13 protein-coding genes are annotated in these 12159 nt (G+C 71.8%); 1 reads left to right on the top strand and 12 read right to left on the bottom strand.

Annotation, left to right across the window (positions count from 1 at the left end; all coding sequences use genetic code 11):
* Nucleotides 1–60 precede the first annotated feature (60 nt).
* The 3 genes from era to ACZ7EC_RS06655 form a co-directional block, all read right to left on the bottom strand.
* Nucleotides 61–1014: a GTPase Era gene (era, locus tag ACZ7EC_RS06665; RefSeq protein WP_397986020.1), complete on the bottom strand. Its 954-nt coding sequence runs from the start codon at nucleotides 1012–1014 to the stop codon at nucleotides 61–63.
* Between the two features lie 113 nt (nucleotides 1015–1127).
* Nucleotides 1128–1481, bottom strand: a complete 354-nt coding sequence (locus ACZ7EC_RS06660; RefSeq protein ID WP_471058838.1) for a cytidine deaminase — start codon at nucleotides 1479–1481, stop codon at nucleotides 1128–1130.
* 28 nt (nucleotides 1482–1509) lie between these two features.
* Entirely contained in the window at nucleotides 1510–2331 is an 822-nt protein-coding gene (locus ACZ7EC_RS06655) for a helix-turn-helix transcriptional regulator (protein WP_471059747.1), read from the bottom strand.
* Between the two features lie 155 nt (nucleotides 2332–2486).
* Here ACZ7EC_RS06655 and ACZ7EC_RS06650 point away from each other — a divergent pair, with 155 nt between their 5' ends.
* Nucleotides 2487–3938 (top strand): MFS transporter, encoded by a 1452-nt coding sequence (locus ACZ7EC_RS06650; protein ID WP_471058836.1) that lies wholly within the window; start codon nucleotides 2487–2489, stop codon nucleotides 3936–3938.
* A gap of 2 nt (nucleotides 3939–3940) precedes the next feature.
* Here the strand turns inward: ACZ7EC_RS06650 and ACZ7EC_RS06645 are convergent, their stop codons facing one another.
* From ACZ7EC_RS06645 to ACZ7EC_RS06605, 9 genes are all read right to left on the bottom strand, one after another.
* The gene (locus ACZ7EC_RS06645; protein ID WP_471058834.1) at nucleotides 3941–4960 is read right to left on the bottom strand and encodes a S66 family peptidase; all 1020 of its coding nucleotides are present in this window, start codon (nucleotides 4958–4960) and stop codon (nucleotides 3941–3943) included.
* Nucleotides 4961–5000: 40 nt separating this feature from the next.
* Nucleotides 5001–5360, bottom strand: coding sequence for an MmcQ/YjbR family DNA-binding protein (locus tag ACZ7EC_RS06640; protein WP_471058832.1), 360 nt, complete (start codon nucleotides 5358–5360; stop codon nucleotides 5001–5003).
* On the bottom strand, nucleotides 5357–6643 hold the full coding sequence (locus ACZ7EC_RS06635) for a hemolysin family protein (protein ID WP_471058830.1): 1287 nt from the start codon (nucleotides 6641–6643) through the stop codon (nucleotides 5357–5359). The genes ACZ7EC_RS06640 and ACZ7EC_RS06635 overlap by 4 nt, the downstream gene beginning before the upstream one ends.
* 8 nt (nucleotides 6644–6651) lie before the next feature.
* Nucleotides 6652–7149, bottom strand: a complete 498-nt coding sequence (gene ybeY / locus ACZ7EC_RS06630) for an rRNA maturation RNase YbeY (protein WP_397986014.1) — start codon at nucleotides 7147–7149, stop codon at nucleotides 6652–6654.
* A gap of 12 nt (nucleotides 7150–7161) precedes the next feature.
* Nucleotides 7162–8238: a PhoH family protein gene (locus tag ACZ7EC_RS06625; protein ID WP_471058827.1), complete on the bottom strand. Its 1077-nt coding sequence runs from the start codon at nucleotides 8236–8238 to the stop codon at nucleotides 7162–7164.
* Between the two features lie 137 nt (nucleotides 8239–8375).
* Complete coding sequence (locus ACZ7EC_RS06620) at nucleotides 8376–9518, bottom strand: carbohydrate kinase family protein (protein ID WP_471058825.1); 1143 nt, start codon at nucleotides 9516–9518, stop codon at nucleotides 8376–8378.
* Nucleotides 9519–9793: 275 nt separating this feature from the next.
* The gene (locus tag ACZ7EC_RS06615) at nucleotides 9794–10783 is read right to left on the bottom strand and encodes an adenosine deaminase (RefSeq protein ID WP_471058823.1); all 990 of its coding nucleotides are present in this window, start codon (nucleotides 10781–10783) and stop codon (nucleotides 9794–9796) included.
* A 20-nt stretch (nucleotides 10784–10803) separates the two neighbouring features.
* Nucleotides 10804–11709 carry a ribonuclease Z gene (locus ACZ7EC_RS06610; protein ID WP_471058821.1) on the bottom strand — a complete coding sequence of 302 codons (906 nt, stop codon included), beginning with the start codon at nucleotides 11707–11709 and terminating at the stop codon, nucleotides 10804–10806.
* A gap of 6 nt (nucleotides 11710–11715) precedes the next feature.
* A complete protein-coding gene (locus ACZ7EC_RS06605; RefSeq protein WP_471058819.1) occupies nucleotides 11716–12069 on the bottom strand; it encodes a histidine triad nucleotide-binding protein in 354 nt (117 codons plus the stop codon).
* Between the last annotated feature and the right edge of the window lie 90 nt (nucleotides 12070–12159).

The raw sequence follows: 12159 nt of genomic DNA, 5'->3' as shown, positions 1-12159 counted from the left end.
GCCGGGGTATGACGGCACCCACCCGCCCGGCCTTCCGGACGGGTGGGTGGGAGGAGATCGTCAGAAGCCGAGCTTGCGGAGCTGCTTCGGGTCGCGCTGCCAGTCCTTCGCCACCTTGACGTGCAGGTCCAGGAAGACCGGCGTGCCCAGCAGCGCCTCGATCTGCTTGCGGGACTTGATGCCGACCTCCTTGAGCCGCTTGCCCTTCGGGCCGATGATGATGCCCTTCTGGCTGGGCCGCTCGATGTAGACGTTGGCGTGGATGTCGAGCAGCGGACGCTCCGCCGGCCGGTCCTCGCGCGGCAGCATCTCCTCCACGACCACCGCGATGGAGTGCGGCAGCTCGTCCCGCACGCCCTCCAGCGCCGCCTCGCGGATCAGCTCGGCGACCATCACCTGCTCGGGCTCGTCCGTGAGGTCGCCCTCGGGGTAGAGCGCGGGCCCCTCGGGCAGCAGCGGCACCAGCAGGTCGGCCAGCAGCTCCACCTGCTTGTCCCCGACCGCCGACACCGGCACGATCTCCGCCCACTCGAACCCCAGCTCCTTGCCGAGCTGGTCGATGGCGATCAGCTGCTCGGCGAGGGTCTTGGAGTCCACGAGGTCGGTCTTGGTGACAACGGCGACCTTGGGCGTCTTCTTGATCCCGGCCAGTTCCTTCGCGATGAACCGGTCACCGGGCCCGAGCTTCTGGTCGGCCGGCAGGCAGAAGCCGATCACGTCCACCTCGGCCCACGTCGTGCGCACCACGTCGTTCAGCCGCTCGCCCAGCAGGGTGCGCGGCTTGTGCAGTCCGGGGGTGTCGACCAGGATCAGCTGGGCGTCCGGGCGGTGCACGATGCCCCGCACCGTGTGCCGTGTGGTCTGCGGCCGGTTCGAGGTGATCGCCACCTTCTGCCCGACCAGAGCGTTCGTGAGGGTGGACTTGCCCGCGTTGGGGCGGCCCACGAAGCAGGCGAAGCCGGCGCGGTGGACGGTTTCCGCCGGCTGCTCGGATGACTGGGTGCGAACGCTCATGCCGTTCATTGTCCCTGATCCCGGAGCCCCCGCCGTACCGCGAATCCGTGGTGACGCGCTGTCGCCGTCACGTCACGGAAACGTACCCGCGCCGCCCCGTCTCCTTGCGGCGGTCAGCCCGCGGTGACGGTCGTACGGACCGTGCCGTCCGCCCCCGCGAGCAGCACGGGCGTGTCCGCGCCCCCGAGGTCGGCCACCGCGGCCAGGTCCTCGGCCGGCACCGACTCCGCGTCGCTCACCACCGCGGCCGCCTCCAGCGAGGCCGCCCCGGACGCCACCGCCATCGCGACGGCGGTGCGCAGCGCGCTGAGCTTCAGCGAGGCCAGGTCCACCGTCCCGGCGACATAGGTGCGCCCGGTGTCGTCCCGTACGGCCGCGCCCTCGGGCACGTGGTTGCGGGCCCGCGCGGAACGGGCCAGGGTCACGATCTTGCGGTCCTCGGGGTCAAGCGCGCTGCTCTCCGTCATGCCCCGAGCATACGAAGCCCCGCGGCGCTCACCCCGCGACGGGGTACATCGCGCCCCGCCGGCCCTCCGGGGAGGCCAGCCACTCCAGTTTCTCCGCGGTGTTCGCCTCGTCCAGCGGAGTGTGCAGCACGATCATCAGATCGGGCCGGGCGGGAACCTTCAGCACCGTCGACTCCACCACCAGCAGCCCCGCCAGCGGATGCGACAGCTCCTTGCGCACCTGCCCCTGGTCCTCGATGTCCCGCTCGGCCCACAGAGCCGTGAACTCCTCGCTGGCGGCGCTCACTTCGGCGAGCACCTCCCGGAAGCCCTCGTCGTCGGGGCGTGCCGCGCACGCGGCCCGGAACTGCGCCACGACGGTGCGCGCGTTGCGCTCCCAGCTGTGGCTGCGCTCGCGGTACAGCGGATCGGTGAAGAAGTCGATCAGGCAGTTCTGGGTGATGCCGGGGCGCATGCCGAGCACGATCGCGGCCGCGTCGTTGTACTGCACGCAGTTGTAGTAGAGGTCCATGATGTGCGCCGGGTACGGCATCCAGGTGTCGATGAGCCGCCGCAGCCCGTCGCACATGTCCTTCCTGCCGGGTACCACCTGCGGCGCGGGCGGGTTCAGCCCGGCCAGCAGATACAGGTGCCGCCGCTCGGCGTCGCTGAGCCGCAGCACCCGCGCGACCGCGTCCAGCACCTGCGGGGACACGGAGATCTCCCGCCCCTGCTCCAGCCACTGGTACCAGGAGGCGCCCACCCCGGCGAGCACGGCCACCTCCTCCCGGCGCAGTCCGGGCGTACGGCGCCTGCCGCCCCCGGCGGGCAGTCCCGCCTCCTCGGGGCTGACCCGAGCACGCCGGCTCATCAGGAACTCCCGCAGTTCGTCGCGCCGATGACTGCGCGTCGCCTCAGCAGCAGGCACGTGCCGCCCTCCCCCGTCGGTCCCTCGTGTCTGGTGGTGCCACCACCACCATAAGTTCCGACTCCCCACCCGTATTCCGTTCGCCCGATGCTCGGTCCATGGCGATCGACACCACCACCCCGACCTCCCCCGCAGCGGTCACCGCGGCGCCCGGCACCCCCCGGTTGTCGACGCGTGACAAGCTCGTCCTGTTCGTGCTGTGCGCGGCCCAGTTCATGGTCGCGCTGGACTTCTCCGTGCTGAACGTGGCGCTGCCCGCCCTCGGCCGCGACCTCGGCATGGGCCAGTCCGCGCTCCAGTGGGCCGTCACCGCGTTCGCACTGCCCTCCGGCGGCTTCCTGCTGCTGTTCGGCCGCGCCGGCGACCTGTTCGGGCGGCGGAGACTGTTCCTGGCCGGCCTGGCCCTGTTCGGCGCGGCCTCGCTGCTGTCCACCCTCGCCTGGGACCCGGCCTCGTTCCTCACCGGGCGCGCCCTCCAGGGGCTCGGCGCGGCGGCGATCGTACCGACCGGCATGTCCCTGCTGACCACTACTTTCCCGGAGGGCCCGGCCCGCGACCGCGCCCTCGGCATCTCCGGCACCCTGCTGTCGCTGGGCTTCACCATCGGCATGGTCGCGGGCGGCACCCTCACCGACACCTTCGGCTGGCGCTCCACGATGGCCCTGCTGACCCTGTTCGCGCTGATCGTGCTGCCGCTGGCACCCGGCCTGCTGCCGCAGTCGCTCCCCCATGCCGTTGAAGGCGCGGACGGTACCCCCGTCCCGGACCGCCCGCGCCTGGACGTGCCCGGCGCCGTCACCGTCACCACCGGGCTGCTGTCCCTGATCTACGGCCTGTCCACCGCCGCCGACCACGGCTTCGGCCGCGCCGACGTCATCGCGGCCCTGACCGCGGGGCTGCTGCTGCTGACCGCGTTCGTGCTGGTGGAGTCCCGCTCGGCGGCGCCCCTGGTCTCCCTGCCGATGCTGCGCCGGCGCACGGTGGCGTGGGGCAACATCGGCGGTCTGGTCACCTTCTCGATGATGTCCGCGATCGTCTTCGTGCTGACCCTGTACCTGCAGGAGATCCTGGGCCTGTCCGCCTTCGAGACCGGGCTGGTCTTCGGCTTCCAGGGCCTGCTGTCCGTCGTCGCCGGCACCCTCGCCCCGAAGGTCATCGGCCGCCTCGGCGCTCGCCGCACCCTGGTCGGCTCGCTGACCGGCCAGGGCGCGCTGACCGCGAGCCTGCTCCTGCTGGGCACCCACGGCTGGTCGGTGTGGCTCGCCACGGCCGCGGTGGCCCTGGCCAGCATGTGCCATCTGGGCGCGATCATCTCGTACGGCCTGACGGTGACCTCCGGTGTGCCGGACGAGGAGCAGGGGCTGGCCACCGGACTGGTGACCTCCACCCAGCAGGTCGGCATCACGGTCGGCATCCCGCTGCTGGGCGTGCTGGCCACCACCTCCGGCTCCCTGCTGACCGGCGTGCACACGGTGATCGCCCTGGACACGGCGATCGTGCTCGGCGCCGCCCTCCTGATCGGGGCGGGCCTGCGCCGCTCCAGGGCCTGACCTCAGTCCAGGGTCTGGACGATCTCGCTGCGCGCGGCCGTGTGCACCACACGGCCGCGCGCGCCGTTGACCAGCGGGAGGTACGGCGCGACATGCCCGCACTCGACGTCGGCGAGGATCGGCACGCCCAGCGGCCCGAGGGCGTCGAGGACGGCCGCGTCCTGGGTGAGGTCCGGGGTGTCGGGGGCGCGGGTGCGGCCGACGAGGACCGCGGCGGCCCGGTCGAAGAACCCGGCGAGGCGCATGCCGTGCAACTGGCGGGCGATGGCGAACGCGTCGTCCCCGCCGGCCTCGACATAGACGAGCAGCGGCTCGTCGCCCGCGAAGCGCGTGGTGTCGAGCCAGGGGCTCCCGGCGAGCGGACCGGCGGTCTCCACGCAGCCGCCGATCAGCCGCCCCTCGACGTCCAGGTCGCCCTCGCCGTCGAGCCGCCGCCAGCCGCCCCTTCCCTCCAGCGGCAGTTCGCGCATTCCGGGGTCGCCGACCCAGTCGGGGCGGCCCCCGGTGTAGTGCCGGCCGGGCGGGCTCTGGGTGAACGGCTCGCCGTGGGGCGCGGCCACGATGTCCAGCCAGGACAGCAGCCCCTCGGGCGTCCGGTACGGGGTCTCCATGAGGCAGTTGCCGTGCACGGTCGCCACCCCGGTCAGCAGGGTCAGCGGGGCGAGCACGGTCGACATGTCCGAGTAGCCGACGAGCCAGGTGGGTTCGGCCCGGCGGATCGCCTCGAAGTCCAGGTGGGGCATCAGGTCGATGGCCGTCTCGCCGCCCCACGGGGGGACGACGGCCCGGATGGCGGGGTCGGTGAGCATCCCCGTCAGCTCGGCGGCGCGTTCGGCGGCCGGGGCGCTGATGTGGGTGGTGCCGTCCATGCAGTGGCCGACGACGACCTCGTAGCCGCGTGCCTCGACCTCCTTGATCGCGGCGTCGAGGCGGGGCCTGAGGGGCTCGGCCACACCCGAGGACGGAGAGGTCACACCGACACGGTCACCGGGGCGCAGGGGGCGCGGATATCGGATGGTCATACGGGATGCTCTCGAATCCCCAGGGCTCCGGGCAACGCGATTACGGCCGGTCGAGCCGCAGCCGCTCCGCCCACGGCAGCCCCGCGACGACGAGGTCGTACGAGTCCTCGACCAGCTCGCGCACCAGCCGGTCCGGCAGTGCGCCGTCGACCGTGACCGTGTTCCAGTGGCGCTTGTTCATGTGCCAGCCGGGGATGATCAGGCCCTCGTGGTCGGCGCGCAGCCGTACCGCGTCCTCCGGGTCGCATTTGAGGTTGACCGTCAGGGGCCGCGCGGCCAGGTCGGTCAGGGCGAACATCTTGCCCAGCACCTTGAAGACCGAGGTCCGCGGGTCGAACGGGAAGTCCTCCACGGCCGCGTTGAAGGACAGGCAGAAGGCGCGCAGCTCCTCGGGGGTCACTCGGGCTTCTCCTCGGCCGCGGGTTCGACCAGCACCGTGACGATCTTGTTCCGGCGGCCGGCGGAGGACTCCGCGGTGAGCCTCAGCCGCCGCTCGTCGGGGAGTTCGACCTCGGCGGACGCGCCCGCGATGGGGACGCGGCCGAGGGCCTTGGCGAGCAGTCCGCCGACGGTCTCCACGTCCTCGTCGTCGTACTCCTCCAGGCCGTAGAGCTCGCCGAGGTCGGTGATGTCCAGGCGCGCGGTGACCCGGAAGCGGCCCTCGCCCAGGTCCACCACCGGCGGCAGCTCGCGGTCGTACTCGTCGGTGATCTCGCCGACGATCTCCTCCAGGATGTCCTCGATGGTGACGATGCCCGCGGTGCCGCCGTACTCGTCGATGACGACGGCGACGTGGTTGCGCTCCTTCTGCATCTCGCGCAGCAGGTCGCCCGCGTTCTTGGTGTCGGGCACGAAGACCGCCGGGCGCATGGCCGTGGAGACCAGGTCGCTCTCCGCGTCCCGGCTGATGTGCGTCTTGCGGACCAGGTCCTTGAGGTACACGATCCCGACGATGTCGTCCTCGCTCTCCCCGGTGACCGGTATCCGGGAGAACCCGGAGCGCAGGGCGAGGGTGAGGGCCTGCCGGATGGTCTTGAAGCGCTCGATGGTGATCAGGTCGGTGCGCGGCACCATCACCTCCCGCACCAGGGTGTCGCCCAGCTCGAAGACGGAGTGCACCATGCGGCGCTCCTCGTCCTCGATCAGCGACTCCTTCTCGGCGAGGTCGACCAGCGCGCGCAGCTCCGCCTCGGAGGCGAACGGGCCGCGCCGGAAGCCCTTGCCGGGGGTGAGGGCGTTGCCGATGAGGATCAGCAGCGAGGGGATCGGGCCCATGATCCGGGCCAGCGGCACCAGGACGTACGCGGCCACGGTCGCGGTGTTCAGCGGGTGCTGGCGGCCGATGGTGCGCGGGGAGACCCCGACGGCGACGTACGACACCAGGACCATCACCGCGATGGCGACCAGCAGCGCCTGCCAGGTGACCGGGAAGGCCTCCAGGCAGGCGTAGGTGACCAGGGCCGCGGCCGCCATCTCGCAGGCGACGCGGACCAGCAGGGCCACATTGAGGTAGCGGGTGGGGTCGGCGGCGATCTGCGCCAGCTTCTCGCCGCCGCGCCGCCCGGACTTCACGGCCTCCTCGGCCCGGAAGCTGGAGACACGGGCGAGGCCCGCCTCCGCGCAGGCGGCGAGCCAGGCGACGACGACCAGCGCGATCGCGCCGATCACGATCTGCGGGGACATCCGGCCGCTTACGAGACGGTCGGGGCCGGAGACGGCCCGGTCAGGCCGCGCTCGGCCCGCCAGCCGTCCACGATGGCGGCCTGCAGGCCGAACATCTCGGCCTTCTCGTCCGGCTCCTCGTGATCGTAGCCGAGCAGGTGCAGCACGCCGTGGACGGTGAGCAGCTGAAGCTCCTCGTCCATGGAGTGCTGCGTCGGCGCCTCGGCGCCCTGCTTGGCGGCGACCTCCGGGCACAGCACGATGTCGCCGAGCAGGCCCTGCGGGGGCTCGTCGTCGTCCTTGCCCGGCGGACGCAGCTCGTCCATCGGGAAGGACATGACATCGGTGGGTCCGGGCAGGTCCATCCACTGGATGTGCAGCTGCTCCATGGCGTCCTCGTCCACGACGATCACGGAGAGCTCGGAGAGCGGGTGGATGCGCATCCGTGCGAGCGCATAGCGGGCGATGTCGAGGATCGCCTGCTCGTCGACCTCGGTGCCGGATTCGTTGTTGACGTCGATCGACATGCTCGTGCCGGTCTACTTCCCCTTGGTGCCCTTGGCGCCCGGTCGGTGGCCGCCCGTGTGGGAGCCGTTCTCGGTGCCGTTCTTGCTGTCGTACTTCTCGTACGCGTCGACAATACGGCCCACCAGCTTGTGCCGTACGACATCGTGCGACGTCAGCCGGGAGAAGTGCACGTCCTCGACGCCCTCCAGGATCTCCTGGACCTGACGCAGACCCGACTTCTGCCCGTTCGGCAGGTCGACCTGCGTCACATCGCCCGTGATCACGATCTTCGAGTCGAAGCCGAGCCGGGTGAGGAACATCTTCATCTGCTCGGGGCTCGTGTTCTGGGCCTCGTCCAGGATGATGAAGGCGTCGTTGAGGGTCCGCCCGCGCATGTACGCCAGCGGTGCGACCTCGATGGTTCCGGCCGCCATCAGCTTGGGGATGGAGTCCGGGTCGAGCATGTCGTGCAGCGCGTCGTACAGCGGGCGCAGGTAGGGGTCGATCTTCTCGTAGAGGGTGCCCGGCAGGAAGCCCAGCCGCTCGCCGGCCTCGACCGCGGGGCGGGTCAGGATGATCCGGTTGACCTGCTTGGCCTGGAGGGCCTGGACGGCCTTGGCCATGGCCAGGTACGTCTTGCCGGTGCCGGCGGGGCCGATGCCGAAGACGACCGTGTGCTTGTCGATGGCGTCGACATAGCGCTTCTGGTTGAGGGTCTTGGGGCGGATGGTGCGGCCGCGCGAGGACAGGATGTTCTGCGTCAGCACCTCGGCCGGGGTCTCCGAGCCTTCGCCCGTACCGTTGTCGCTCGCCTTGAGCATGGCGATCGAGCGCTCCACTGCGTCCTCCGTCATCGGCTGCCCGGTGCGGAGCACCAGCATCATCTCGTCGAACACGCGTGAGATCAGGGCGACGTCCACCGGATCGCCGACCGTGCTGATCTCATTGCCCCGGACATGGATGTCGGCCGCCGGGAAGGCCCTCTCGATCACACGCAGGAGGGAGTCGCCGGAGCCCAGAACGGTCACCATGGGGTGCTGGGCGGGGACGGTGAGCTGTGCTCTCGCCTGCTCCTGCGCGGGGGTGTGAGCTGTGGGTGTCTGTGTCATGGGCCGGCGCGAAGGCCTTGCGCTTCCTCCTGATCACGACCGCACAACCAAGGGCGGCCTCGTCGCTGTCCAGAGTACGCCGGACGGCTCAGAAGCCTGTAGGACTTTTCCCCCGGCCGGGCGGCGCGCCCCGGCCGTCAGCCGGGACCCCGGAAGCCGATCGTGGGCACGGCCCGGCGCAGCGGCCACGGCCGGTCCAGCTCCTCCGGGACCAGCCGGTCGAGGAACGCGTACCGCTGGAGCGCCATCGGGTCCTGGGCCGGCAGCGACTGGACCCGCCGCCACCAGGCGCCGATCTCCGACCAGCCCGGCGCCGACAGGGACCCGCCGAACTCCTGCACCGACAGCGCGGCCGTGAGCCCCGCGAACGCCAGCCGGTCGGCCAGCGGCCAGCCCGCGAGCGACCCGGTCACGAAGCCGGCCACGAAGACGTCCCCCGCGCCCGTGGGGTCCAGCGCCTCCACCGCGATCGCCGGGACCTCCGCCGCCTCGCCGGTACGGCGGTCCACCGCGTACGCGCCCTCCGAGCCCAGCGTCACCACCGCCACCGGCACGTACTCGGTGAGCGCGTGCGCAGCCAGCCGCGGGCAGTCGGCGCCGGTGTACCGCTTCGCCTCCTCCGCGTTGGGCAGAAACGCCTCGCAGTGTTCGAGGTCGGGCAGCCCGGCGAGGTCCCAGGCGCCGGTCTCGTCCCAGCCCACGTCGGCGAAGATCCGGGCCCCGCCGCGCGCGGCCTGGGCGATCCAGGGGGCGCGGCGGCCCGGTGTGAGGGAGGCGACGGCGGCCCGTGCGCGCGGCGGGCAGTCGGGGGCCGGCTCCTCGGGCGGCGGCTCGTGCCCGTGCGAGACCATCGTCCGCTCGCCCTCGTACGCCATGGACACGGTCACCGGCGAGTGCCAGCCGGGCACCGTCCGCGAGGGCGTGAGGTCGATGCCCTCGCCCTGTTCGAGGGCGTCCCAGCAGTACTCGCCGTAGTGGTCGTCCCCGAAGGCCGCCGCGAGCGAGGTGCGCAGTCCGAGCCGGGCCAGCGCGCTGGCCATGTTGGCGACCCCGCCGGGGCTGGAGCCCATGCCGCGCGCCCAGGACTCGGTGCCGCGCACGGGCGCCGAGTCCAGGCCGGTGAAGATGATGTCGAGGAAGACGGTGCCCGTGAGATAGACGTCCCAGGGCGGGTCTCCGGGGGCGCGCAGCGCGGCGAGCGGATCGACCTGGGCCTGGCGGTGGCCCGCCGGGGTGAGGTGCTCGGGTTCCTCTCCGATGAGGGTGTGCGACGAGGTCACGGTGCGCTCCCTGGTGTGCTGGATCTGGCCAGTGTGCACCACCGCGGCCGCCGCGCACGCGTATACGGGCGGGCCCGCGCACAGCGAAAGAGCCCCGTCCCGCACACGGCGGGACGGGGCTCTGTGTCGAGCGCCGGGCAGGCCTTGCACCTGCATCTCCCCGCAGGAAGCGGGGCGTCTTTCCTTGGACCACCAACGCACTGTCCGGCTACCGGAGTTCCGGCGGCCTCGACATGATCAATCATAGCCCATGCCGGGGCCGGGTCCGGACACACTCAGAACACGTACGCGTCCACTTCGGCCAGGTAGCGGGCGCGGCGCTCCTCGTCGTCCTCCAGGAAGGAGGCGAGGAAGGAGTTGCGGGCCAGCTCGCGCAGCCGCTCCCCGGTCAGCCCCAGACTCTCGCGCACCGCCTGGAAGTTGTCGTCGGCGTAGCCGCCGAAGTAGGCCGGGTCGTCGGAGTTGACCGTGCACAGCAGCCCCGCGTCCAGCATGGCCGGCAGCGGGTGGTCGGCCAGGGTGTCCACCGTGCGCAGCCGGACGTTGGACAGCGGGCACAGGGTGAGCGGGATGCGCTCGCGCACCAGCCGCTCCACCAGCGCGGGGTCCTCCATGCAGCGCAGCCCGTGGTCGACGCGCTCGACGCCGAGCAGGTCCAGGGACTCGGTGATGTACTCCGGCGGCCCCTCCTCGCCGGCGTGCGCCACCCGGCGCAGCCCGAGCGCGGCGGCGGTCTCGTACACCTCGCGGAATTTCACCGGCGGGTGCCCGACCTCGGCGGAGTCCAGGCCGATGCCGGTGATCCGGTCGAGGTACGGCCGCGCGGCCTCCAGGGTCTCCAGCGCGGAGTCGGCGGACTCGTCGCGCAGGAAGCACAGGATGAGCCTGGTGGAGACGCCGTGGTTCTCCTCGCTGCGGCCGAGCGCCCGCCACAGCCCTTCCACGACGGTGCCCATGTCCAGGCCCCGCGCGAGGTGGGCCTGCGGGTCGAAGAAGATCTCCGCGTGCCGCACGCCCTGCGCCGCGGCGCGGGTCAGATAGGCGTTGGCCAGGTCCTCGAAGTCCCGCTCGGTCCGCAGGACGGTCATCAGCTCGTAGTACAGGTTCAGAAAGGACTGGAGGTCCTCGAACCGGTACGCCTCGCGCAGCTCGTCCGTGTCGGCGTAGCGCAGCTTCACGCCGTTGCGGGCGGCCAGCTCGAAGGCCAGCTCCGGCTCCAGGGTGCCTTCGATGTGGAGGTGCAGTTCTGCTTTGGGGAGGGGCATCAAAGCATCGTACGGCGCACTTACCGTCGTTTCGGAACCGGCACTCGCTGGAGGTCGTATGCCACGGTCAGCTCACCCGCGAAGCCGGCGGCCCGCGCCTGCCGCTCGAACTCCTCCGGCTCCGGGTACCGCTGGCTGAAGTGGGTGAGCACGAGGTGCCGTACCCCTGCGTCCCGCGCGACCGCCCCCGCCTGTCCGGCGGTCAAGTGGCCGTGTTCCGCGGCGAGTTCCGCGTCCTCGTCCAGGAAGGTGGACTCGATGACCAGCAGGTCGCAGCCCTCGGCCAGCGCGTGCACTCCCGCGCAGAGCCGGGTGTCCATGACGAACGCGAACCGCTGTCCGCGCCGCACCTCGCTGACCTGATCCAGCGACACGTTCCCGAGCCGCCCCTCGCGCTGGAGCACGCCCACGTCCGGCCCCTCGATCCCGTGCGCGGCCAGCCGCTCGGGCAGCATCCGGCGGCCGTCGGGCTCGGTCAGCCGGTACCCGTACGACTCCACCGGGTGCGACAGCCTGCGGGCCTCCAGGGTGTACGACGGGGTCACCGCGAGGGTGCCGTCGGCGGTCACCGGGACCTCGGTGAGGCCGACGGTCTCCCGGTAGGCGGTGGCGTACCGCAGCCGCTCGAAGAAGCGCCGGCCGGAGGCCGGGTAGTGCGCGGTGATCTCGTGCGGCACCCGGTCCAGGTTGATGCGCTGGATGACCCCGGCGAGGCCGAGGCTGTGATCGCCGTGGAAGTGGGTGACGCAGAGCCGGTTCAGGTCGTGCGCGGCGACCCCGGCGCGCAGCATCTGCCGCTGGGTGCCCTCGCCGGGGTCGAAGAGGATGCCCTCGCCGTCCCAGCGCAGCAGGTAGCCGTTGTGGTTGCGGTGCCGGGTCGGGACCTGGCTCGCGGTGCCGAGGACGACGAGTTCACGGACGGACATGGCGGGTTATCCAGGCGGCCATTCGAGACTGCGGCCGCCGAGCACGTGCCCGTGGGCGTGCCAGACGGTCTGACCGGCGCCGGCCCCGGTGTTGAAGACGACGCGGTAGCTGTCGAGCTTCTCCTCGTCGGCCACGGCGCGGGTCTCGCGCAGCACGTCCGCGGCGATCTCGGGGGCGCCGGCGGCGAGCGTGGCGATGTCCCGGTAGTGGGCCTTGGGGATCACCAGGACGTGCGTGGGGGCCTGGGGATTGATGTCCCGGAAGGCGACGGTGGTCTCCGTCTCGCGGACGACGGTGGCCGGGATGTGGCCCGCGACGATTTTGCAGAACAGGCAGTCGTCCTGCGGTTCTCCAGCCATTTCGCGTGCGCTCGCTTTCGCCGGGAGGTCGGGTTCGGGGGGATCATCGTAGTCGGTCGGATGCGGGTGGTTCGTGGCCGGTCGCGCCCA

This window comes from Streptomyces sp. NPDC037203, assembly GCF_055605065.1.
Note: the sequence above shows the minus strand (reverse complement) of the source record. Positions and strands in the feature narration are given on the sequence as shown.

Bases quoted from the DNA above. Each gene is read 5' to 3' on its own strand.
- ybeY (WP_397986014.1), bottom strand. From the start codon at position 7,149: ATGTCGATCGACGTCAACAACGAATCCGGCACCGAGGTCGACGAGCAG.
- era (WP_397986020.1), bottom strand. From the start codon at position 1,014: ATGAGCGTTCGCACCCAGTCATCCGAGCAGCCGGCGGAAACCGTCCAC.
- ACZ7EC_RS06610 (WP_471058821.1), bottom strand. From the start codon at position 11,709: ATGTCCGTCCGTGAACTCGTCGTCCTCGGCACCGCGAGCCAGGTCCCG.
- ACZ7EC_RS06655 (WP_471059747.1), bottom strand. From the start codon at position 2,331: ATGAGCCGGCGTGCTCGGGTCAGCCCCGAGGAGGCGGGACTGCCCGCC.
- ACZ7EC_RS06605 (WP_471058819.1), bottom strand. From the start codon at position 12,069: ATGGCTGGAGAACCGCAGGACGACTGCCTGTTCTGCAAAATCGTCGCG.
- ACZ7EC_RS06635 (WP_471058830.1), bottom strand. From the start codon at position 6,643: ATGTCCCCGCAGATCGTGATCGGCGCGATCGCGCTGGTCGTCGTCGCC.
- ACZ7EC_RS06650 (WP_471058836.1), top strand. From the start codon at position 2,487: ATGGCGATCGACACCACCACCCCGACCTCCCCCGCAGCGGTCACCGCG.
- ACZ7EC_RS06615 (WP_471058823.1), bottom strand. From the start codon at position 10,783: ATGCCCCTCCCCAAAGCAGAACTGCACCTCCACATCGAAGGCACCCTG.
- ACZ7EC_RS06660 (WP_471058838.1), bottom strand. From the start codon at position 1,481: ATGACGGAGAGCAGCGCGCTTGACCCCGAGGACCGCAAGATCGTGACC.
- ACZ7EC_RS06645 (WP_471058834.1), bottom strand. From the start codon at position 4,960: ATGACCATCCGATATCCGCGCCCCCTGCGCCCCGGTGACCGTGTCGGT.
- ACZ7EC_RS06625 (WP_471058827.1), bottom strand. From the start codon at position 8,238: ATGACACAGACACCCACAGCTCACACCCCCGCGCAGGAGCAGGCGAGA.